The 21,570-nt window shown below is 63.0% G+C and carries 19 protein-coding genes; 13 read left to right on the top strand and 6 right to left on the bottom strand.

What is annotated here, in order from left to right; genetic code table 11:
* Positions 1-89: 89 nt before the first annotated feature.
* Genes cobO through Q0908_RS02710 form a run of 4 tightly spaced genes read left to right on the top strand, consistent with a single transcriptional unit; the run spans position 90 to position 3,165 of the window.
* Positions 90-698: a cob(I)yrinic acid a,c-diamide adenosyltransferase gene (gene cobO, locus Q0908_RS02725; RefSeq protein WP_299280905.1), complete on the top strand. Its 609-nt coding sequence runs from the start codon at positions 90-92 to the stop codon at positions 696-698.
* Positions 699-1,307, top strand: a complete 609-nt coding sequence (locus Q0908_RS02720; RefSeq protein ID WP_299280904.1) for an HAD-IA family hydrolase — start codon at positions 699-701, stop codon at positions 1,305-1,307.
* The gene (locus tag Q0908_RS02715) at positions 1,304-2,749 is read left to right on the top strand and encodes a cobyric acid synthase (RefSeq protein WP_299280903.1); all 1,446 of its coding nucleotides are present in this window, start codon (positions 1,304-1,306) and stop codon (positions 2,747-2,749) included. The genes Q0908_RS02720 and Q0908_RS02715 overlap by 4 nt, the downstream gene beginning before the upstream one ends.
* Positions 2,750-2,772: 23 nt before the next feature.
* Positions 2,773-3,165, top strand: a complete 393-nt coding sequence (locus Q0908_RS02710) for a 5-carboxymethyl-2-hydroxymuconate Delta-isomerase (protein ID WP_299280902.1) — start codon at positions 2,773-2,775, stop codon at positions 3,163-3,165.
* Between the two features lie 76 nt (positions 3,166-3,241).
* Here Q0908_RS02710 and Q0908_RS02705 read toward each other — a convergent pair whose 3' ends face one another.
* From Q0908_RS02705 to Q0908_RS02690, 4 genes are read right to left on the bottom strand one after another with little or no spacing between them, the layout of a single operon-like run.
* Positions 3,242-3,991: a proteasome-type protease gene (locus Q0908_RS02705; RefSeq protein WP_299280901.1), complete on the bottom strand. Its 750-nt coding sequence runs from the start codon at positions 3,989-3,991 to the stop codon at positions 3,242-3,244.
* Between the two features lie 60 nt (positions 3,992-4,051).
* A complete protein-coding gene (locus Q0908_RS02700) occupies positions 4,052-4,852 on the bottom strand; it encodes a transglutaminase family protein (RefSeq protein ID WP_299280900.1) in 801 nt (266 codons plus the stop codon).
* A gap of 5 nt (positions 4,853-4,857) precedes the next feature.
* Positions 4,858-5,799, bottom strand: a complete 942-nt coding sequence (locus Q0908_RS02695; RefSeq protein ID WP_299280899.1) for an alpha-E domain-containing protein — start codon at positions 5,797-5,799, stop codon at positions 4,858-4,860.
* Between the two features lie 4 nt (positions 5,800-5,803).
* The gene (locus Q0908_RS02690) at positions 5,804-7,231 is read right to left on the bottom strand and encodes a circularly permuted type 2 ATP-grasp protein (RefSeq protein ID WP_299280898.1); all 1,428 of its coding nucleotides are present in this window, start codon (positions 7,229-7,231) and stop codon (positions 5,804-5,806) included.
* 220 nt (positions 7,232-7,451) lie between these two features.
* Between Q0908_RS02690 and Q0908_RS02685 the strand changes: the two genes are divergently transcribed.
* The 4 genes from Q0908_RS02685 (at position 7,452) to Q0908_RS02670 (ending at position 11,809) form a co-directional block, all read left to right on the top strand.
* A complete protein-coding gene (locus tag Q0908_RS02685) occupies positions 7,452-8,282 on the top strand; it encodes a 3-keto-5-aminohexanoate cleavage protein (RefSeq protein WP_299281286.1) in 831 nt (276 codons plus the stop codon).
* Positions 8,283-8,354: 72 nt separating this feature from the next.
* Complete coding sequence (locus Q0908_RS02680; RefSeq protein ID WP_299280897.1) at positions 8,355-9,590, top strand: acyl-CoA dehydrogenase family protein; 1,236 nt, start codon at positions 8,355-8,357, stop codon at positions 9,588-9,590.
* 87 nt (positions 9,591-9,677) lie between these two features.
* Positions 9,678-11,309: a hypothetical protein gene (locus Q0908_RS02675; protein ID WP_299280896.1), complete on the top strand. Its 1,632-nt coding sequence runs from the start codon at positions 9,678-9,680 to the stop codon at positions 11,307-11,309.
* On the top strand, positions 11,309-11,809 hold the full coding sequence (locus Q0908_RS02670) for a hypothetical protein (RefSeq protein ID WP_299280895.1): 501 nt from the start codon (positions 11,309-11,311) through the stop codon (positions 11,807-11,809). The genes Q0908_RS02675 and Q0908_RS02670 overlap by 1 nt, the downstream gene beginning before the upstream one ends.
* Here the strand turns inward: Q0908_RS02670 and truA are convergent.
* Positions 11,806-12,579: a tRNA pseudouridine(38-40) synthase TruA gene (gene truA / locus Q0908_RS02665; protein WP_299280894.1), complete on the bottom strand. Its 774-nt coding sequence runs from the start codon at positions 12,577-12,579 to the stop codon at positions 11,806-11,808. The genes Q0908_RS02670 and truA overlap by 4 nt on opposite strands.
* A gap of 182 nt (positions 12,580-12,761) precedes the next feature.
* Here truA and Q0908_RS02660 point away from each other — a divergent pair, with 182 nt between their 5' ends.
* From Q0908_RS02660 to Q0908_RS02640, 5 genes are all read left to right on the top strand, one after another.
* Complete coding sequence (locus tag Q0908_RS02660; RefSeq protein WP_299280893.1) at positions 12,762-14,174, top strand: YcjX family protein; 1,413 nt, start codon at positions 12,762-12,764, stop codon at positions 14,172-14,174.
* Entirely contained in the window at positions 14,171-14,620 is a 450-nt protein-coding gene (locus Q0908_RS02655) for a GNAT family N-acetyltransferase (protein ID WP_299280892.1), read from the top strand. Before Q0908_RS02660 ends, Q0908_RS02655 begins: the two co-directional genes overlap by 4 nt.
* Positions 14,617-15,624 (top strand): YcjF family protein, encoded by a 1,008-nt coding sequence (locus Q0908_RS02650; protein WP_299280891.1) that lies wholly within the window; start codon positions 14,617-14,619, stop codon positions 15,622-15,624. The genes Q0908_RS02655 and Q0908_RS02650 overlap by 4 nt, the downstream gene beginning before the upstream one ends.
* Positions 15,625-15,652: 28 nt before the next feature.
* A complete protein-coding gene (locus Q0908_RS02645; RefSeq protein WP_299280890.1) occupies positions 15,653-17,269 on the top strand; it encodes an FAD-dependent oxidoreductase in 1,617 nt (538 codons plus the stop codon).
* A 126-nt stretch (positions 17,270-17,395) separates the two neighbouring features.
* Positions 17,396-20,107: a DUF2339 domain-containing protein gene (locus tag Q0908_RS02640; protein WP_299280889.1), complete on the top strand. Its 2,712-nt coding sequence runs from the start codon at positions 17,396-17,398 to the stop codon at positions 20,105-20,107.
* Here Q0908_RS02640 and Q0908_RS02635 read toward each other — a convergent pair.
* Positions 20,104-21,279 (bottom strand): NAD(P)/FAD-dependent oxidoreductase, encoded by a 1,176-nt coding sequence (locus Q0908_RS02635; protein WP_299280888.1) that lies wholly within the window; start codon positions 21,277-21,279, stop codon positions 20,104-20,106. The genes Q0908_RS02640 and Q0908_RS02635 overlap by 4 nt on opposite strands.
* Between the last annotated feature and the right edge of the window lie 291 nt (positions 21,280-21,570).

Genomic DNA, 21,570 nt, shown 5'->3' with positions numbered 1-21,570 from the left:
GTCGAACCGAGTCAAGGGCACACATCAACGGCTCTGGCGGTTCACGCGATTTAGTGGCACGAACGGGCAAAGCCGCGAAAGGGATCCCCATGGACGACGTCAACGACCGCCACACCGCCAAGATGAAAAAGATCAAGGCCGCGCGCGACAAGATGATGGAAACCAAGACCGAGGAAAAAGGTCTGATCATGGTTCATACCGGCCCCGGCAAAGGAAAGTCCTCGTCCGGGTTCGGGATGATCATGCGCTGCATTTCGCACGGGATCCCCTGCGCCGTTGTCCAGTTCATCAAGGGCAATTGGGATACGGGCGAAAAGACGTTTTTGCGCGACCGTTTCGCGGATGAGTGCCGGTTTTTCGTCTCCGGCGAAGGGTTCACATGGGAAACGCAAGACCGCGAACGCGATATTGCCGCTGCTCAAAACGGTTGGAAAATCGCACAGGAACAAATCCTCGACCCCGAAATCCAGTTCGTGCTGCTGGACGAGATCAACATCGCGCTGCGCTACGACTACCTCGACATCGACGAGGTGGTCGATTTCCTGCTGACAAAAAAACCTGCGATGACCCACGTGGTGCTGACCGGGCGCAACGCCAAGCCCGAGCTGATCGAGGCAGCGGATCTGGTGACCGAGATGGCGCTGGTCAAGCACCCGTTCAAGGAAGGGGTGAAGGCGCAAAAGGGTGTGGAGTTCTGAGTGACACGGCCCCTGATCGTCTGGGATTTCGATGGCGTCCTCAACGCCAATATCGTGGAGGGGCGGTTTGTGTGGACCGACCGGCTTTATGCCGATTGGGGCATCCTGCCCGCTGATCTGTCTGCGCATATTTTCGAGTCCGGACTGATCCACGCGGTGTTGCGCGGCGCGCGCGATCTGCGTGACGTGCTGGTCGAGTGGTTCGCGCAGACCGGTCGCGACATAGATGCGGATGCGTTTCTGGCCTATTGGTTCAAACATGATGCGCGCCCTGATGCGCAGATTATGCAGCACCTTCGCGCCCCCCATCTGCGCCATGTCATCGGCACGAACAACGAAGCGCGTCGCGCCGCCTATATTGAGGCCGAGATGGGGTTCGGATCGCTGGTCGAACATGTCTTTTCATCCGGCCGCATGGGCTGCGCCAAACCCGACGCGGATTATTTCGCCCAGATCGAGGCATGGAGCAGTCTGCCGCCAGATCAACACGCACTGATCGATGACACCGCAGCAAATGTAGCCGCTGCGCACGCACGGGGGTGGCGCGCCTTTCACTTTATCGCCGACACCCGCGCGGGCTTGCCCGCCTTTCTGGAGGCCACAGCATGACCGCCCTGATGATCCAGGGCACAGGCTCAAATGTGGGCAAATCCATGCTCGTCGCCGGACTGTGCCGCGCCGCCGTCAAACGCGGCCTCTCCGTCGCCCCGTTCAAGCCGCAGAACATGTCCAACAATGCTGCCGTGACAGCCAATGGTGGCGAAATCGGACGGGCGCAAGCGTTGCAGGCGCTGGCCTGCGGCCTCGAGCCTCACACGGATATGAACCCCATCCTGCTCAAACCCGAAAGCGATGTGGGCAGTCAGGTCGTGGTGCAGGGCAAGCGGCTCGCCACGGTCAAGGCGCGCGCATATGCGGCGCTCAAGCCGCAACTGCTCGACGCGGTGCTCGACAGCTTCAACCGGCTGAAATCACAGTGCGATCTGGTGATTGTCGAAGGGGCGGGCAGCCCGGCCGAGGTTAATCTGCGCGACGGCGACATCGCCAACATGGGCTTTGCGCGGGCCAGTGACACGCCGGTGATCCTGGCAGGTGACATCGACCGCGGCGGCGTGATCGCGCAGATCGTCGGCACGCAGGCCGTGATCGATCAACGGGATGCGGCCATGATCCAGGGGTTCCTGATCAACCGGTTCCGGGGCGATCCGACCCTGTTCGATGACGGGTACGCACTGATCGCGCGGCACACGGGCTGGCCCGGTTTCGGCGTGCTGCCGTGGTTCGCGGATGCGTGGAAACTGCCCGCCGAGGACGCGCTCGACATCGCCACACCCAAGCGCGCGACAGGTCTGCACATCGTGTGCCTCAAACTCTCCCGGATCGCCAACTTTGACGATCTCGACCCGCTGGCACAGGACCCCGGCGTGCGGCTCACGATGCTGCACGCGGGCCAACCGCTGCCAGCGGACACGGATGTGGTCATTATCCCCGGCAGCAAGTCGACGCGCGGCGATCTGGAGTTTCTCAAACAGCAAGGCTGGGACGAAGACCTGCGCGCCCATGTCCGGCGGGGCGGGCACGTGCTGGGCATTTGCGGGGGGTATCAGATGCTTGGACACAGTGTTACGGACCCGGGCGGGATCGAAGGACCGGCAGGAACGGCACCGGGGCTTGGCCTGCTCGACATCGAAACCCAAATGACGGACGATAAACGGCTGACCACGGTCACAGCCTGCCATGTGGCAAGCGGGCGAACCTTTTCGGGATACGAGATCCACAAGGGGCACAGCGACGGCCCTGACTGTATGCGTCCCTTTGCAACGGTCGGCGGGGCGAACGAAGGGGCACGCAGCCCCGATGGGCGCATCAACGGCAGCTACCTGCACGGGATGTTCCGCGATGACGGGTTTCGCACCGCCTGGCTCGCGCAATTTGACGTGGCCGCAAGTGATCAATCCTATGACCAGGCCGTAAACGCGACGCTCGATGCCCTTGCCGACCATATGGAAACCCATCTGGATATCGACCGCATTCTGGGTTGCGCGCGCTGAACCCAAAGCACAGACTGCAGGGCATGCCCCATATCATCCTCGACTATTCCGCCAACCTCGATGCGCAAATCGACATGCCCGGCTTGTGCGTTGCGCTCAAAGACGCAGCTGCTGCCACAGGTGTGTTCCCACCCGCGGGCATCAGGGTCAGGGCGCATGCGGCAGACCATGCGGTCATCGCGGATGGCGACCCAGATCACAGCTTTATCGATATCACGCTCAGGCTTGCGGCAGGGCGCGATGATGCGGCCAAAACCAAAGCGACTGAGGCCGTGTTCGAGGCCGCACGATCCTTCACCGACGACCTGATGCGCCGCCAGCCCTTCATGCTCTCACTCGAGTTGCGCGAGATCGACGCCACCTTCAGCCGCAAGACCAGTTCGATCCGCGACTACCTGCCGCCAGAGATGCACTGACAGCTTCCTTTCGCCAGAAATACCTTGGGGGAGGCCGTCAGGACGGGGGCAAAGCCCCCTGAAATATCGTGTCGCGTCAGCGGCCTTTGGACCCGTCGAACTTGAACTCGGGCAGTTGGTCAAAGGCCAGCTTCAACGCCTCACCCCACCCATTCGATACCGCCAGAAAATAGGGGTCGTCCGCTTCAACCCGGGCGGCGTGCCCCACACAGAGACTGTCAGCGGCATAGGTCACATAGTCCAGCGGCAGGCCGACAGACAGGTTCGATTTGATGGTGGAATCAAAGCTGACCATCAACAGCTTGATCGCCTCTTCGAACGACATGTCGGAATGCTGGGCGCGCACGAGGATCGGCTTGCCGTATTTCGCCTCGCCAATCTGAAAGAACGGACTGTCTTCCGAGGCCTCGATGAAATTGCCTTCGGGATAGATCAGAAACAGGCGCGGCTCGGATCCGGCGATCTGCCCGCCCACGATCATCGTTGCCCCGAACGCGCCGTCGGCTTCCTGACCGGTGGTGGCATTCACGGCAATCACTTCGCGCAGGGTCCGGCCGACTTCGCGCGCGATCTGAAACATCGACGGCGCTTCAAGGATCGAGGGTTTGCGATCCTCCGGGGCCTTGGTGCGTTCGTCGAGCAAAGAAATCACCGATTGGGTCGTGGCCAGATTGCCGGCCGTCATGATCAGGATCGTGCGCTCGCCCGGCACCTCCCAACTGTGCATCTTTTTTACGGTCGAAATGTTGTCGACACCGGCATTCGTGCGTGTGTCCGACATGAAAATCAGGCCCGCGTCCAAGCGCATTCCAACGCAATATGTCATGATCTGGTGTCCCTCAAACGACTCATAGGCAGATATGCCCCGAGTCGCACTATACCTGCGCTATTGTTGCTGAACCTGCAAGGACACTGACATTTCTTCCGCCGCCTGACCGTAACGTAACCCCGAAATCGGGGCGGCACCGCGATAATCAAGGCCGGTGGCGACCCGCACATAGCGCGCATCGGGCGAATATCCGTTTGAAACATCAAAGCCGACCCAGCCCAAATCGGGCACATGCGCCTCGGCCCAGGCGTGGCTTGCAGCCTGCTCCACCCGATCGTCCATCTTGAGATAGCCCGACACATAGCGCGCGGGATACCCCATCAGCCGCGCTGCGGTGATAAACACATGGGCGTGGTCCTGACAGACCCCGTGCCCCGCGCTCAGAACCTCTTCGGCCTTCAAATCCGAAGCGGCCTGATCGGTCGAATAGGGCACAGCCTCAAGGATATGAGCCGACAACATGTGCAGCCGCTCAACCGCCGCGCCGCCCTCGGGCATGGCATCGACAAGTGCCTTGATCTGCGGGCCCGGATGCGTCAGCGCGGTCGAGCGCTGAAACAACCACAGCGGGACAAACCCGCCCTGAGGGCCGACAACGCCCGCACGATCTTCGGCGTCAACCGTGCCACGGCAGGTGATTTCGATCCGCGTCTCGCCGGGATCGAAACTCACAAGGTCAACGGAATTGGCATGTTCATCCTCGAACGAAACCTCAACCTGCCCGCCTTTGACTTCGATCTGCCAATCCACGACCTGCTGGCCGGGGCGCGATTTGGGGCGCAGGCGGATTTGCTGCAACCCGTAGGGCACGGGGGCGTCATAGGTGTAGTGGGTTTTGTGTTGAACGGTCAGGCGCATGATCTCTACTCGCTAAACCGGTAGTCGATTTCGATCTGACGGCCCAAAGCGGTGCTGTCGCGCAAAAAGTCACCGATGAACTCATGCAGACCATAATCAAAGATGGCGTTCATATCCTGCCCCTCAAACCGGGAACAGATCGCCTCCGCCAGGGCATCGCAGGGTTTGGACTCGCCGTACTCCTTGGCGATATAGCCCAGATTTTCGCCGATCTTGCCGTAACAAAAGGCCAGACTGCGGGGCAGACGTCCATCCAGGATCAGGAAATGCGCGATCACGCGGGGGTCGATATCGCCCCCATGCAGCGTCTGATAGGCGCGGGTGGTGGATGTCGCCCTCAGAATCGTTTCCCACTGCACATTGTCAGACGGGCTGCCCACAAGGCGCACGGAGGGCAGCAGGATATAGTATTTCTGATCAAGGATCCGTGCGGTGTTGTCCGCCCGTTCAAAGAACGTTCCGATGCGCGCAAAGTTGTACATGTCGTTGCGCACCATTGTCCCGTGCGAGGCCCCGCGCACGAAGGCGCTGCGCTGTCGGATCACTTGCAGCGCGCGGGGCAGATCGCGGTCGGCCACGGGCTCGGCCAGCGCCTTTTTCAGGACCATGTAGCATTCATTGACCGCTTCCCAGACCTCGCGGGTCAGGGCGGTGCGCACCACGCGCGCATTTTCACGGGCGGCCTCGATACCGGCCATGATCGAGCCCGGATTGTTCGGATCGCGCAGAAGAAAATCGATGATCTTGGGCCCATCAGGCGCACCGTGCATCGCCGTATAGGAACCGTGCAGCCCCGTGGATTGCAGGATCGAGGTCCATTCACTTTCGGCCGCACTCGACCGGGTTAACGAGATGCGCAAACCCGCATCAATCATCCGTGCGGTGTTTTCGGCCCTTTCGAGATAGCGGAACATCCAGAACAATCCGCCTGCGGTTTTGCCCAGCATCGCGCTACTCCTCCAGCACCCAAGTGTCCTTGGTGCCTCCGCCTTGGGACGAATTGACCACAAGTGATCCGGCGGTCAGTGCCACGCGGGTCAACCCCCCGGGCGTGATGTCGATCTTGTCGGGGGAGACGAGCACGAAGGGGCGCAAATCCACATGGCGCGGCGCAAGGCCCGCCTCCGTCAGGATCGGCACGGTCGACAGCGCCAACGTGGGCTGGGCAATGTAGTTGCCGGGGTTCGCCTCCAGCTTGGCGCGGAAGGCCGCAATCTCCTTTTGGGAGGCGGCAGGGCCGACCAACATGCCATAGCCGCCCGAGCCATGGACCTCTTTCACAACCAGTTCGGCGAGGTTGTCGAGCACGTATTTCAACGCATCCGGCTCAGAGCAGCGATGCGTTGGTACGTTCTGCAAGATCGCCTTTTCGCCAGTATAGAACTCAACGATATCAGGCATGTAGCTGTAGATCGCCTTGTCATCCGCGATGCCCGTTCCCGGTGCGTTGGCGATGGTAATCCCGCCAGCGCGATAAACATCCATGATCCCCGGCACGCCCAACATGCTGTCGGGATTAAAGGTCAGCGGGTCCAGATAGTCGTCATCGACCCGGCGATACAGCACATCGATCGGTTTGTAGCCTCGCGTGGTACGCATCGCCACGCGCCCGTCGACCACGCGCAAATCGTGCCCCTCGACCAGTTCGGCCCCCATCTGGTCCGCCAGGAAGGCATGTTCGTAATAGGCCGAGTTGTGAATACCCGGCGTCAGCACCGCCAGTGTCGGTTTGCCATCACAAGCGGGCGGCGCGCAGGCCGACAGGGACTTGCGCAGGCTGTTGGGGTATTGGTTGACCGATTGCACCCGGTTCTTGGAAAACAGCTCGGGGAACATGTGCAGCATCGTCTCGCGATTTTCGAGCATGTAGCTGACACCCGAGGGCGTGCGCGCATTGTCCTCAAGCACAAAAAATTCATCGTCGCCTGTGCGTACCAGATCGGTGCCGACAATATGGGTGTAGATGTCGCCAGGTGGGGCCACCCCGATCATTTGGGCCAAAAACGCTTCGTTGCGTGCCAGCATCTCAGCCGGAAGGCGACCTGCGCGCACGATTTCCTGACGGTGATAAATGTCGTGCAAAAACGCGTTCAGCGCCCGCACCCGCTGTTCGATCCCCTTTGCGACCTTGGCCCATTCGCGCGCCGCAATGATGCGCGGGACCAGATCAAAGGGGATCAGCCGTTCGGTCGCGTCCGGGTCGCCATAGACATTGAAGGTCACGCCAACCAGGCGAAACAACGCCTCGGCTTCTTCGGATTTTTCCAACAGCCGCGCGTTATTTTCGCCGTTGAACCATTTGCAGTAGGCCTCGTAAGGCGGGCGCGGGTCAGCACCGTGGCCGAACATCTCGTCAAAGTACTGGGGTTTATTCACCATTTCTTAAGCCTGCACATTCTGGCCCGTCCCGCAACCGACTTACGTGGGAACGGTGCGCAATGGCGTAATTATGACCAAAAAACGGGCGGTTGCGGGGTCGGCCTGTGGGCAATGCGCGGAGGACGCGCGTGGTTATCACAGCCGCCGTGCGCTCGGGCACTGGACGGGCGCGCGCAATTTCGCGACCATGCTCCGAACCATCTTCGACACGAGGTCCCCCATGTCTGATCCCTGCATCATCTGCATTGCCATCACAGGCTCGGTTCCGCGCAAATCCGACAATCCGGCGGTGCCCGTCACCATATCCGAACAGATCGAAAGCACCCATGCCGCCTTCGAGGCGGGGGCCAGCATTTGCCATGCCCACGTGCGCAATGACGACGAGACGCCCAGTTCGGACCCCGACAAGTTTGCGGCCCTCAAGGAAGGGGTGGAAAAACACTGCCCCGGCATGATCGTGCAGCTTTCGACTGGCGGTCGGTCCGGGGCGGGCAAGGCGCGGGGCGGCATGCTGCCGCTGCGCCCTGACATGGCGTCACTTTCGGTGGGCTCGAACAACTTTCCCACCCGCGTTTATGAGAACCCGCCGGACCTTGTGGACTGGCTGGCAGCCGAGATGGTGGCCCATGACGTCAAGCCCGAGATCGAAGCCTTTGACCTCAGCCACATCTTTCACGCCGCCCTGATGCACAAGCGGGGCCAGATCGCCGACACCCCTTATGTGCAGTTCGTGATGGGTGTGAAAAACGCGATGCCTGCGGATCGCGATGTCTTTGATTTTTATGTGCAAACGGTCAACCGCCTGTTTCCGGGTGCGCCTTGGTGTGCCGCCGGAATCGGGGCCAATCAGCTCGTGTTGAATGAATGGGCCGTGGCTGCGGGCGGCCATGCCCGCACCGGGCTTGAAGACAACGTGCGGTGGGACAAGGCAACGCTTGCGCCTTCCAATGCCGCCCTTGTCACGCGCCTGACCGAGATTTGTGCCAAACATGAGCGCCCCGTGGCCACCCCGGCCCAAGCCCGCGCAATCCTGGGTTTGCGCGCCGCCTGACCGCCGCTCAAATCGGTGGACATGGCCGCCATTTGCCCCCACCCTGATCCCAACGCGAAAAGGATCAGCCCCATGGACATGTCATTCACCCTGCGCCCCGAAAACCGTGATTTGCTGAACCGTGTGTCAGCGATGATCCGGGATGAAATCATGCCGATGGAGGAGGAATACGCCGCCGAAGTCGCCAAAGGCGATCGCTGGCAATATACCGACCGGCAGACCGAAATCCTCGAAGGGTTGAAATCCAAGGCCAAGTCGGCGGGCCTGTGGAACTTCTGGCTGACCGACAGCGACAAGGGCTTTGGCTTGTCCACCGTCGAATACGCTCATTTCGCCGAAGAGATGGGCAAAACACCGTTGGGTGCCGAAGTCTTTAACTGCTCGGCCCCCGATACCGGCAATATGGAGGTGTTCGAGCGCTACGGCACCGACCAGATGAAAGCGGACTGGCTGGCCCCCTTGCTCGAGGGCAAGATCCGCTCGGCCTATCTGATGACCGAACCGGATGTGGCCTCGTCCGATGCGACCAATATTTCGATGTCCTGTGTGCGCGACGGCGATGAGTACGTTCTGAACGGTGAAAAATACTGGGCCAGCGGGGCAGGGGACCCGCGCTGCAAAGTCTATATCGTAATGGTCAAAACCGGCGGCGACGAGAACCCCAAACACAAGCGCCAATCGATGATTGTGGTGCCTGCGGGGACCGAAGGCATCGAAATCCTGCGCCCCATGCTGGTCTATGGCCACGATGATGCGCCGCACGGCCACATGCACATTCGCTTTACCAACGTGCGCGTGCCAGCCGAGAATATCCTGCTTGGCGAAGGGCGCGGGTTCGAGATTTCTCAGGGGCGCCTTGGCCCCGGTCGCATCCACCATTGCATGCGCGCCATCGGGCAGGCGGAAGCGGCGCTGGAACTCATGTGCAAACGCTCGCTGTCGAAAGAGGCCTTTGGCAAGCCGCTCGCCCAACTGGGTGCAAACTACGACATCATCGCTGAGGCGCGGATGGACATCGAAATGGCGCGCCTGTTGTGCCTCAAGGCCGCATGGATGATGGATCAGGGCGATGCCCGTGCCGCCGCCCCCTGGATCAGCCAGATCAAGGTCGTGGCCCCGCGCGTCTCGCTCAAGGTGATTGACGAGGCGGTGCAGATGCACGGCGGGCAGGGCATCAGTCAGGACACGCCGCTGGCCCATGCCTGGACGCATCAGCGCACCCTGCGCCTTGCAGATGGTCCGGACGCGGTCCACCGCCGACAGGTCGCCCGCGCCGAGTTGAAAAAGTACACGCAGCAGAAAATGTAAAACCCCCGCGCGTGCGGCGACAAAAACCTTGCGCGGTGCACCCTTCGCGCCGCAAATAGAGCGCATGTGCGCCACCGTGATCCAGCCATGAAGGACTTCGTCCCCGACACTGCCCCCCTTCGCCCGCCAAGCGAGGTGATGCGGCTGGCGCGCATGGGTGCGATGATGCCCACGCGGCTGAGTTTCCTTCGGGTTCTGGTGCGCCAGCTTTGTGCCGAACGGGCACAGATCACACGGCGGACATGGGACATGACGCCCGAAGGTCATGGTCGCGCCGTGTTCTCGATCACCCTTTCCGGACATACATATTCGCTGGTGGCGGTCTCAAACGACCTGCCCCCTGATCAACGCAGTGACCGCGTGATTGCAACCGCATGGGACGCAGCATTCGTACTGTACGATGGCGTGCCTGATGCGGCAGATGTGGATCGCATCGCTGCCCAAGCCCCCTTGCAAGAGGCGGGCCGCTTTGGTCCGCACGATCTGGTGCTGAGCCGGGCCAACAAATCGGTGCGGATGTGGAACGCTTGCGTTAGCGCGCTGCAATCGGGCACACAACCGGACCCGGCCATGATCCGCGATATCGGCTATCTGATGCGCACGACTGCCGTTTACGGCAACGGCAAATTTGGCATCGCAGACCGGCATTTGATCGCAGATCGCCCGGGCCTTGGTGGCCCCTTCGCGGTCGAGATGCTGGCCGTCTACATGATCCGCCATTTCACGCTGGAACTGGTGCAGCATGTGGGGCGCGGCACCCTTGATCGCAGCCTTGCGCGCCACCTCGGGATCGGCAACGCAACCGGTTTGGGGATGGCCCCGTTTCTGGTGACGCATCCGGTGCTGTTCAACAACTGGATGGTGGCGCGGGAAACGGCGCTGGCGCGGGTGCGCGGGGTGCAGGATGTTACGCCCGATCAGTCCAAGCGGCTGAAAACGCTGGCGGAACGCGCGGCGCGGCATCTGTCGGAGTGGCATGTGCCCGCACCTGATCACGACGCGGCACTGCGCGACCTGCACCGCGACTGGATCCGTTTCAGCACCTGTTTCGAGGCACCCGATACCGTAGAAACCCTCTGGCAAATGGGGCAAAGCGAGTCCGAACCGCTTCAGGAATTGCTGGCCGCCCTGCTGATCGAGGCCTTTCCCGACCTGGTCGATGACCTGGTGGCCGAGATGGGCGACCCGCACGGTCCCCTCACTGTGCCATTCGCCGACACGCAATCGCTCAAATCCGCGATTGAACGGGATTGGGCCTGGGCCTTGCAGCTGGACTATGAGCAGGCCGATGAATGCCGCCGGTTCTGGTATGTGAGCGCGGCCAAGCTGGAACCGCGCCTCGGGGATCGGCACGCCGAACCGGGGGCCGATCTGGAAACACCGCTGGACATCGCGCGCCGGGTGGCAGCGTTGTATGCAGCGCTCAAGGACATCGCGACCCCGGTGTCCGCCTTTCTGGCCAGACATCCGGGGCACGCCCATGCGGCAAGCCGCGTCGCGATCCTCCACCGCTATCCCTACGCTGAAATCCGCGACAACCTGATTGCTGCGACGTGTCGCCCCATTGATATGCTGCGCTGCAAGCTCAGTTTCTTTGGAGCGACGAAGTTCGACCCCAAGTCCGACCTGTGGACCCGGATCACTCTGGCACAGGGCGCACCGCTTGGGGATGAACTGGGGCCGTCGCGCGATGATTGGTGGTTGCCGACAGGGGAATGATGGACTGGTCATGGACGGAATTGCAGGCACTTGGGGTCAAGGCCGCAAGTGGTGCCGGGGTGCCCGCCGCACAGGCGTTGGCCTTTGGTGCGATGTTGCCGCGGCATCTGGCCGATGGTGGGGGCGAAGAGCCGTTGATCCGTGCGCTTGAGGCACCCGATTGTATCGTGACCCTCGCCCACCAGATCGAAGAGATGGTCGAGCGGGCCTCGATCACTCCCAAACCTGTGCGCATGCACCAATCTGATGCGGGCCAGCGCGCGCTGATGATCAGTTGGCTGGCCGGACTGCCTTGTCAGTCGGAAGTGTCCGTGTCAGGCACCGAAGTCCGTGCCGCATTGTCCCTTGCAGCCCCGAGCACGCGGGTGCGTCCCAAACGCATTGCGGTCAGTGAGGTGCTGGCTGCGCAACTGCGCAATTTGGCCGAACGAACCTATGTGCCCGACAGCGATGCCTCACGCAATGTGGGGGCTGGGGCCGGGTTGATGGACCTCGACTAAGTGGTGGCAAACGGGTCGTCAGGATAGCCCACGCCTGCCAGATAGAGACCCTGGGGCGGGCTGACCGGACCACAGGCGGCACGGTCGCGCGCCTCAAGCGCGTCCCGCACGCCATCTACCGTCATCGATTGTGCGCCTACGCGCTCAAGCGTCCCGACAAAGCTGCGCACCTGATTGTGCAGGAACGACCGGGCGCGCACATCAAACTGCGCCTCCGGGCCGTGCGTCCCTTCCACGAGGGTGACATCCAGCCGATCCAACGTCTTGACCGGGCTTTCAGCCTGACAAATGGTCGACCGAAAGGTGGTGAAATCATGCTTGCCCACCAGCTGCGCGGCGGCGGCCTGCATCGCGGCAATATCAAGCTGCGGTTTGACCTGCCAGACCAGCCCCTCAAGATGCGTGGCGGGCGCGCGTCGCATGAGGATGCGAAACAGATAGCGGCGTTCGCGGGCCGAAAAGCGGGCGTGCCAATCCTCTGCGACCTCGACACAATCTAAAATCGCCACGGGGTCCGGGCGCAGATGATAGTTCAGCGCCTCGGACAGCCGAAAGGGGGACCAATCCCGCTCCATATCGCAATGCGCCACCTGGGCAAGCCCATGCACACCCGCATCGGTCCGACCCGCCGCCGCAATAGTGTGATCGCGCGGTTCAAGTTTCGCGAGCGCCGCTTCGATCGCGCCCTGCACCGAATGCTGCGCACGCTGCCGCTGCCAGCCCACGAAGGGGGCACCGTGATATTCGATTTTCAGGGCATAGCGCGGCATGGGCGTGCATCTAACCCCTGCGGCCCGGCCGAGCAATGTGCAAGATGAAAACCAGCGATCCAATTTCATCGTGCCAGGAGAACGCCCGCCGGAGGCTCCGACGATGCCATACCGAGCAATGCTCTGGCACAGTGCCCAACCGCGCCTTATGTACCATCCCAAAGACCAATAAAGGAAAACGCGTGGTTCTGACGACACTTGCCGACGGGGTGCTGAACCTCACCCAAGGCATCTATGACACAGGCGCGGACCTGCTGGGGGAACCGACGATCCGACTTGGGGTCACGGGACTGGCGCGCTCGGGCAAGACGGTGTTCATCACGTCGCTTGTGGCCAACCTGCTGGATCGGGGGCGGATGCCGCATCTTTTGGCGGCTGCCGAGGGGCGTATTGCCGCCGCATATCTGCAACCCCAACCGGACGATACGGTGCCGCGCTTTGACTACGAGGCGCATATGGGTGCCCTTACGGGCACGCCCCCGACGTGGCCCGACAGCACGCGCGCGGTCAGCGAATTGCGCGTCTCGCTTCGGGTGAAACCGAACGGGCTGCTGGCGGGTTTGCAGGGGCCGCGCACCATCCATCTCGATATTATCGACTATCCCGGCGAATGGCTGCTGGATCTGGGGCTGCTCGACCAAGACTATGATGCGTGGAGTGCCGCGACCCTGACCCGCCTGCAAAAGCGCGACAGCGGCGCGGCTTATGCGCAGGTGGCCGCCAGGACCGACGGCACCGCGCGACTGGATGAAGTCGAGGCCAAAACCCTCGCCGCAACCTTCACCGACTATCTGCATACCGTCCGGGCAGAGGGATTTTATGACTGCACGCCGGGCCGCTTTTTGCTGCCGGGGGACCTTGCGGGCAGCCCTGTACTGACCTTCGCGCCGCTGCCTGCGGGCGATGCCCCGCGCAAGTCCCTGCGCCGAGAAATGGCGCGCCGGTTCGAGGCCTACAAGGCTCAGGTCGTGCGCCCCTTCTTTCGCGATCATTTTGCGCGTATTGACCGGCAGGTGGTGCTTGTGGACGCGCTTGGGGCGATCAATGCAGGCCCTGCCGCGCTCAATGACATGCGCGGTGCGATGACCGATATCCTGTCGGCCTTCAAGCCGGGGCGCAACGCGTTTCTGACCCAGATTTTCCGGGGCAAGCGGGTCGAAAAGATCCTCTTTGGGGCGACCAAGGCCGACCATCTGCACCATTCCCAGCATGGTAAATTGACCGCCATCATGGAGGCGCTGACCCGTGACGCCCGCGATCGCGCGCGCTTTGCAGGGGCGGACACGCAGGCCCTTGCCATCGCCGCCCTGCGCGCCACGACCGAAGACACGATGACCCACGAGGGCAAGCCGCTGGACGTGGTACGCGGCACGCTGCTTGAGACCGGCAAACAGGCGGCGTTCTATCCCGGTGCGCTGCCCGAGGACCCGGCCCAAATCCTGAACCCCGCACAGGCCGAGGCCGAAACGTGGCTTGATGCAGACTATCAGATCATGCGGTTTGCGCCTGCGCCGATGACGCTGCGCCCCGGCGACGGGCCGCCGCACATGCGGATGGACCGCGCCGCGCAATTCCTGATCGGGGACCGGTTGTGAGCGTCCATATCCGACCCGCGCGCAGCACGGATGCAGGGGCCGTCGGCGGTATCCTGTCCGAGTTCATCGACACAACGTCGTGGATGCCGCGCCTGCACAGCCGGGCCGAAGATATCGGCTTTGCCGGGCATATGATTGATCAGGGTTGGGTAGAGGTCGCCGAACAAGGTGGGCATGTGATGGGTTTCGCTGCGCGCGATGGGTCCGACGTTCATGCGTTATACATCGCGGCCAAAGCGCGGCGGACCGGGTTGGGCAGTGCCTTGTTGCACAAGATGCAGGATCAGACGGACAGGCTGGATTTGTGGACCTTTCAGGCCAATCTGGACGCGCAGGCATTTTATGCCGCCCATGGCTTTCGCGAAGTGACGCGCACGGACGGCACCCGCAATGACGAAGGACTGCCCGACATTCACCTTACATGGACCAAGGACGCCGCGCCATGACGAAAACCCCCAAAACCGGCCCCGTCCTGTTCGATCTTGAGGACGCGCCTGCCCCTCCGGTGACCGAGGCGGCACCGGTGCCCGACACAGACCTGCCAGCACCTACGGGTGCCGCGATGCAAATGGCCGCACGGGTTGCGACGCGCAGACCGGCCCGACTGACGCGGCTGTTCTGGGGCGTGACCATGGCGTTGCTGACGGCAATGATCAGCGTGGCAGCGTGGGATTTTGTGAACGCATGGATCGCACGCGCGCCTGTCATCGGGTGGATCTTTGCGGCGCTGAGCATCACGTTTGTGACGCTTTTGCTGATCATGGCGCTGCGCGAGTTAGCCGCCCTGCGTAGGCTCACCCGCATTGACGGGTTGCGCCACGCGGCGGCAACCGCGCTGGAAACGCATGACCTCAAAAGCGCGCGGGCCGTGGTAGATCGGCTTGATACGCTCTACCGCGCGCGCCCCGACACGGAATGGGGACGGACCCGGCTGGCCGAGTTGCGCGGGGATCAGATGGACGCGGCAGGCCTTCTGGCCTTGGCCGAGAACACGCTTGTGCGCCCGCTGGACCGTGCGGCCGAGCGCGAGGTCGAGGCGGCAGCGCGGCAGGTCGCAACCGTCACGGCTCTTGTCCCCCTGGCACTTGCGGATGTGGCTGCCGCGCTGACCGCCAACCTGCGCATGATCCGCCGCATCGCCGAGATCTATGGTGGGCGCGGCGGTCTGCTCGGCAGTTGGCGGCTGACACGGGCCGTGATGACGCATCTTGTAGCCACCGGTGCCGTGGCGGTCGGGGATGACCTGCTGGAGCCCGTGCTGGGAGGGTCGATCCTTGGCAAACTCTCGCGCCGCTTTGGCGAAGGGCTGGTGAACGGCGCGTTGACCGCGCGTGTGGGGGTGGCGGCTATGGAAGTCTGCCGCCCGCTTGCATATCTACCGGGACAAAGGCCCAAAGCCCGCGGGCTGGTGAAACAGGCGCTCGGCGGCCTATTTCAAAGCAAGACCTGATATATCCCACGGATTGGACCTGACCTTCATGGAAACATTTGCCGCCGATCTCAGCACGATGGTGCGCACCCCGTTGACCCCTGACCATGTGGCCGCGATGCGCCGCGTGGGCACGCTCGTCGACGTCAAGGCGGGCGAATGGTTCCAGAAAGCGGGTGAGCGGATCGACACGTTTCACTATCTCCTGTCCGGCGAAACCGAAGCGGTGAACGCAGCAACCGGCAAACGCTATGGCGGGGCGACACTTGGGCCGGGGCAGTTTTTTGGCGAGTTGGCATTCCTGAACGGCGGGCGGGCCTTCATAGGCGCACGGGCAGTGGTGGACACGCAACTGCTGTGCGTGCGCCGCGATGACATGCTGAAACTGATGTCCGACATGCCTGAAATGTCCGATATCATCATCACCGTCTTTGCCGCGCGGCGCCGCCGGATGCTGGACAATTCTGAAGGCGGGCTGACCCTGATCGGGGGCGAGGTGGACCGCGACGTGCGCCGCATCGCCAGCTTTGCCGCGCGCAACCGCATCCCCTATGTCGAAGTCGAAATCGACAGCTCCGAAGGCAATGATCTGGCCCGGATGTGCAGCATCAACCGTGCCCATCCGGCTGTGGTCTTTGCCAAACATCAGGTGATCGACCCACCCACCCCGCGCGGTGTAGCCCAGAAACTGGGCCTCGACGTGGCGTTGCGCAAAGAGGACGTCTATGACGTGGCCATCGTTGGCGGCGGGCCTGCGGGTGTCGCCGCGGGTGTCTACGCGGGGGCAGAAGGGCTATGCGCTGTGGTGCTCGAAGATCTGGCCATCGGCGGTCAGGCGGGCACATCCTCGCGCATCGAAAACTACATGGGTTTTCCCACCGGCATCTCGGGCGGCGACCTTGTGGGGCGCGGTGAAATTCAGGCGATGAAGTTTGGCACGCGTTTTGCCGTCCCGGTCCGCGCGCGTCATCTTGAGCAATGCGAAAAGCATCTGTTCCACATCCAGCTAGATTCCGATGAATGGGTATCGGCCAAGGCGCTGATTGTAGCAACAGGCGTGCAATACCGCCGCTTGCCGCTTGAGAAGCTGGAAGAGTTCGAAAGCAACGGCGTCTACTATGCGGCCACCGATGTCGAGGCGCGCTATTGCCGGGACACCGAGGTTGCCGTCATCGGCGGTGGCAACTCGGCCGGGCAGGCGGCCATGTTCCTGACCCGCACCGCCAAGCACGTTCACCTATTGGTGCGCGGTGATGGTTTGGCGGCCTCGATGTCGGACTATCTGCTGCAACGCCTTGAAAGTCATCCCAAAATCACGATCCATCTCTGCACGGCCGTCAAGGAACTGCGTGGCGGTCATGCGCTGGATGGCATCACCGTGCATGACCGCGGCACCGGACAGGATTGGCAGATCAACACCAAGGCGCTGTTCGTGATGGTGGGCGCGGCCCCCAATACCGGCTGGCTGTCCGGCCTTGTCGATCTGGACGAGCGCGGCTTTGTCAAAACCGGTGCAGAGGCGGGCGGGGCCAATGCTTATCAAACCTCGCGCCCCGGTGTCTTTGCCGTGGGCGATGTGCGGGCAGGATCGGTCAAGCGGGTTGCAAGTGCCGTAGGCGAAGGGTCAGTGGTCATGTCCGCCGTGTGGGATCACATCAACGGCTGATTGGCTGTGGATATGGCCCGATCACCGGGTTCCTTGCGATGAGCTGGCTGAAAAGGTCAGTAAATCCTTGCCTTTAGCATGCTGCGCAATATCGCTAAGCTGCCAGCGGGCAGTAAGGGACAGATCATGGAAGCGATGTTGGTGCTGTTGGGGAGCGTGGTCCTCGCCATCCCCGTGGCGGTTGTCTATCTGCTGGTGGCGTCCTCGGGTCTGAGGCGCAGGATCACGGAGTTGGAGACGCAGGTTGCGCGTCTGATGGCAGGGACCGCACCGGCCGCCCAGGCCGCGCCTGCCGCGCGCCCCGACCCCAAGGCCGCCGCCTCAACCCCCGCCAAAGTGCCGGAACCCGAAAAGACGGACGCGGCCCCCGAAAGCGAGGTCGCCGCCGCCCGCGTGATCGCGGCCCGCCGCGCCCGCACCGAAGCCATTGTCGCCACCGAAGCGGCAGAGCCGCGGCCGCCAAGCCCGGTTTCGAAATTGGCAACATGGCTCATCGCCAACTGGTTTTATGCGGTTTCCGCGCTGTCTCTGGCGCTAGCGGGCCTGTTTCTGGTTCAATACGGGGTTGAAAACGGATTGCTGCCGCCCACGGCCCGGGTCCTGGCCGCGCTGGTCTTTGGCGGGGCGTTGATCGCGGGAGGTGAAGTGATCCGCCGGCGGTTCGGCGATAGCCCGGATACCACGACAGCCTATTTACCCTCGGTCTTTTCCGGGGCGGGACTTGTCACGCTGTTTGGCGGGGTGGCCGCTGCGCGGCTGCTTTACGAGTTGATCGGGGTAGAGGTTGCCTTTGTCGGTCTGGCAAGCGTTGGACTTCTGGGCGTGGTGCTGGGGTGGCTGCACGGGCCGCTATTGGCCGCCGTGGGGGTGATCGGGGCTTTTACCGCACCGATGCTGGTGGGCAGCACAGCACCTGTAACGCCGTGGTTGTTCGTATACTTTGGGGTCGTCACCGCCGTTGGGCTGACCATTGATACGGTCCGGCGATGGGCGTGGGTGTCCGCACTCAGCGTGGCGCTTGGATTCGGTATGGGATGGCTGCTGGTGCAAGCCTCCGGCCTTGATATGACGCTTGGGTTTCAGCTTTATGTCACCGTGGTTGTGGCGCTGGCGATCCTGATCCCCGCGCGCGGGTTGACGCCGGATCATGACGGGCCGTTGCTGACCGGCTGGCTGATCAATGTGGCCGGGCCACGACCATGGTTTCCAACGCTTTTGGCGGCTGCGGCGGTGGCTGTGACATCAGCAGGTCTGGGCTGGACCAGCGTGATGGGACCGGAGGCCTTTTGGTGTGCTGTATGCGCCCTTGGGCTGATGGCGGCAGTGCTGACGGTGTGGTCGGTCAAGGCCCAAGCGCTTCAGGATGTTTGCGTTTTGCCGATCGCCGCGCTGATCGCCATGATCGCGCTTGAGGGGACCGAACAGGGGGCGATCTATGCAACCTTTGCGGCAACCTACGCTGAAACGACCGAAGCGCGGTTTCCGCTGACCGTCACCCTGCTGTGGGGGCTTGGTCTGGGCCTGAGCCTGTTGGCCGCTGCGCGCAGCACGCGGCCCGGCTTTCATGTATTGTGGGCGATTGCGGCCGCCTTGATTGCGCCCACCATCGCGGTGGCGATCGAGGTGACGTGGCAACCTGCATCCGTTCTCGGGGCCTACCCATGGGCGCTGCATGCGATCACGATGGGCGCGATCATGGTCAGCCTCGCCGTGCGGTTCGGGCGGCGCGACGGGCCGGACAAGACGCGGGCCTCGTTGTTTGTGCTGTCGGCTTTGGCGTCGATCGCCTTTGCCCTGGTCCTGATCTTTTCGCTGGCGGCATTGACGGTCGCGCTGGCGGTGACGGTGGCTGTTGCGGCAACGCTTGATCGACGGTTCGATCTGCCGTTGATGCAGCTCTTTGTCACGGTTGGCGTTGCGGCTGTCGGGGTGCGGCTGGTGGGCACGCCCGGTCTGGTCTGGGCTGTGGAGGCACCGGTGTGGGAGATCGTGCTGGCCTATGGCGGCGCATTGTCGGCGTTTTGTGTTGGTTTGTGGATGCTGCGCGACAAGCTGCGGGTCACGGCGCAACTGATGCTGGACACCGGCGCGTGGGCGACGGGCGGCATGCTTGCCTCCTTGTTGCTGTTCCGCGCGCTCGAAGCGGCATTGGGGCAGGACGGAATGTTCACGCATTGGGGGCTGGGGCTGTTTGCGGTGATCTGGCTGGGGCTGATGATGGCACAGCTGATCCGGGCCGAGCGGTTGGGCGGGCTGCTGGTCTGGGTGCGCCGCGCGCTGGCGGTGGTGTTCGGCGTCATTGGGTTTTGCGCGCTCGGAGTTGCGCTGACCATTGCATCGCCTTTGGTGTTTGACTGGCTTGGCGATGTGGCGGGGCCGCCGATTGTCAACACGCTGGCGGTGGCCTACCTGCTTCCGGCGCTTGTGCTGGGGCTGGGCGCGCTTCGGCTGCGCACCCACTGGCTGCGCATCGGCTTTGGCGTTGCTGCTGTTGCACTGCTGATTTACTGGGCCTTTACGGCGCTGCGCCATGTCTGGCAGGGCGCACGCGACATGCCGCTCGACAGCGGTTTCACGCAGCCCGAGTTATACAGCTATACCGTGGCGATCCTGGTGACCGGGGCGGCGCTGTTCTATCAGTCGCTCGCGCGCCGCTCGCCTCTGTTGCGCCGGGCCGGGCTGGTGGTGATCGGCTTGGCGGTGGCCAAGGTGTTCCTGATCGATATTTCCGGCCTTGAGGGGCTGACCCGTGTGCTGTCCCTTGTGGTGCTGGGCCTGTCGCTGGCCGCCCTTGCCTGGCTGAACCGGTGGGCGCAAAGCCGATATGAAAGCGCCTAGCGCAACGGATCCCCGCGCGGAAAGGCGGGCAGCAATGTGCCGCAGACCAGGTGGGACAAAATGCGTGGGACAGGCGGGATCATCGACAAGGGAAAGAGGGCGCGATCCCGTAGGACAGGCAGCCATTGGCTGTCGGACTGGTACTGCGGGGTAAAGGCCCAACTCATCGCCTGATAGGTCCGCACGTGCCAGCGGCGCGCGGCGGCGTAGGCGGGCAGGGCCTCTGCAACGGGGTGCGTGTCGAGCGCGCGCGCCAACGCATAGGCATCCAGCAGCGCCATGTTCGCGCCCTGACCCAGTTGCGGGCTCGCCCGATGGGCCGCATCCCCGATGTGAACGATGCCGTTGGCATAAGGCGTGCGCAGGGTGCCATGGGCATAGCGCGCCATCGTCATCTGATCCGGGTGGGTGATCTGGGCGCAAAACGCGTCGAAGTCCGGCCAAAGCGCACTGGCTTGTGTGCGCCACCGTTCCAATCCGGCTGTGCGCCACGTGTCATAGGCTGCGCGCGGCAGCGACCAGAAGATCGCGGCCTGGGGCCTGTTTGCGCCGGGGGGCGTGCCGATGGGCAGGACCCCGAGCATGTTGCTGGCTTTGCGATAGGTCTGGCGCAATTCGTGTTTGGGCAGGTCCGTGTCGTCCGGCCAGTCCACATTGGCCCACAGCGCACCGTAGGGCAGATCAGCGGCCTGCATGGGGGTGAGCGGAGACTGCGCGCCGAGGGCGTCAACAATCAGATCAAACGGGCCAACTGCGGTTCCGTCGCTGAGCGTTAGCGTGGTCTGGCTGGCTGCGGTCACCTGTGCGCCGAGGGCCCGCGTCACCCCTGCTTGTGTCGCCCCGTCCCAGAGCGCCTGAAACAGGGCGTTGCGGTGCAGCGCAAGCCCGACCCGTTGGCCCTGCACCCGGTCATACCAGACATCCAGCACGCGCCGCCCATTGTCGACCTCGTGCCCCAGCATCCGGGTCACCGCATTGCCGGTTGCGCGGACCTGTTCAAGCACTCCGCAAGCGCCCAACACGGCCTGGCCCACGGGTTGGATGACCAAGCCTGATCCAACGGGGGCTGGTGCTGCGAATTGATCAAACAGGGTGACGTCCCGCCCCGCCTGCCGCAACAGGATCGTGAGGGCCAATCCGCCGATCCCCGCCCCTGCAATTGCTATCTTCATCGTCTGGTTTGCCTCAGGTGGTGTTTGCATCACCTTAGGCCATGGGTTTGTGGCCGATATGAGGCATCTTGGCGCGACACCTGATCCAAAGGGCGCTTGCGCGACGCTATTTGTTTGGGGCTCCGCCCTCCCGCCGCAGGCGGGGTGTTATCGTTGAAAGGGCTCCGCCCTCCCGCCAGAGGCGGGGAAGTATCGTTGAGGGGGCTCCGCCCTTCCGCCAGAGGCGGGGAAGTATCGTTGAGGGGGCTCCGCCCTTCCGCCAGAGGCGGGGAAGTATCGTTGAGGGGGCTC

The sequence above is a fragment of the uncultured Tateyamaria sp. genome (assembly GCF_947494755.1).
Taxonomy (GTDB): domain Bacteria; phylum Pseudomonadota; class Alphaproteobacteria; order Rhodobacterales; family Rhodobacteraceae; genus Tateyamaria.
This window is presented reverse-complemented; position numbering and strand designations above follow the sequence as displayed.

Excerpts from the sequence above, each read along its gene's own strand:
- cobO (WP_299280905.1), top strand. The coding sequence starts at position 90 with ATGGACGACGTCAACGACCGCCACACCGCCAAGATGAAAAAGATCAAG.
- Q0908_RS02715 (WP_299280903.1), top strand. The coding sequence starts at position 1,304 with ATGACCGCCCTGATGATCCAGGGCACAGGCTCAAATGTGGGCAAATCC.
- Q0908_RS02710 (WP_299280902.1), top strand. The coding sequence starts at position 2,773 with ATGCCCCATATCATCCTCGACTATTCCGCCAACCTCGATGCGCAAATC.
- Q0908_RS02705 (WP_299280901.1), bottom strand. The coding sequence starts at position 3,991 with ATGACATATTGCGTTGGAATGCGCTTGGACGCGGGCCTGATTTTCATG.
- Q0908_RS02700 (WP_299280900.1), bottom strand. The coding sequence starts at position 4,852 with ATGCGCCTGACCGTTCAACACAAAACCCACTACACCTATGACGCCCCC.
- Q0908_RS02695 (WP_299280899.1), bottom strand. The coding sequence starts at position 5,799 with ATGCTGGGCAAAACCGCAGGCGGATTGTTCTGGATGTTCCGCTATCTC.
- Q0908_RS02690 (WP_299280898.1), bottom strand. The coding sequence starts at position 7,231 with ATGGTGAATAAACCCCAGTACTTTGACGAGATGTTCGGCCACGGTGCT.
- Q0908_RS02685 (WP_299281286.1), top strand. The coding sequence starts at position 7,452 with ATGTCTGATCCCTGCATCATCTGCATTGCCATCACAGGCTCGGTTCCG.
- Q0908_RS02680 (WP_299280897.1), top strand. The coding sequence starts at position 8,355 with ATGGACATGTCATTCACCCTGCGCCCCGAAAACCGTGATTTGCTGAAC.
- Q0908_RS02675 (WP_299280896.1), top strand. The coding sequence starts at position 9,678 with ATGAAGGACTTCGTCCCCGACACTGCCCCCCTTCGCCCGCCAAGCGAG.
- Q0908_RS02670 (WP_299280895.1), top strand. The coding sequence starts at position 11,309 with ATGGACTGGTCATGGACGGAATTGCAGGCACTTGGGGTCAAGGCCGCA.
- truA (WP_299280894.1), bottom strand. The coding sequence starts at position 12,579 with ATGCCGCGCTATGCCCTGAAAATCGAATATCACGGTGCCCCCTTCGTG.
- Q0908_RS02650 (WP_299280891.1), top strand. The coding sequence starts at position 14,617 with ATGACGAAAACCCCCAAAACCGGCCCCGTCCTGTTCGATCTTGAGGAC.
- Q0908_RS02645 (WP_299280890.1), top strand. The coding sequence starts at position 15,653 with ATGGAAACATTTGCCGCCGATCTCAGCACGATGGTGCGCACCCCGTTG.
- Q0908_RS02640 (WP_299280889.1), top strand. The coding sequence starts at position 17,396 with ATGGAAGCGATGTTGGTGCTGTTGGGGAGCGTGGTCCTCGCCATCCCC.
- Q0908_RS02635 (WP_299280888.1), bottom strand. The coding sequence starts at position 21,279 with ATGAAGATAGCAATTGCAGGGGCGGGGATCGGCGGATTGGCCCTCACG.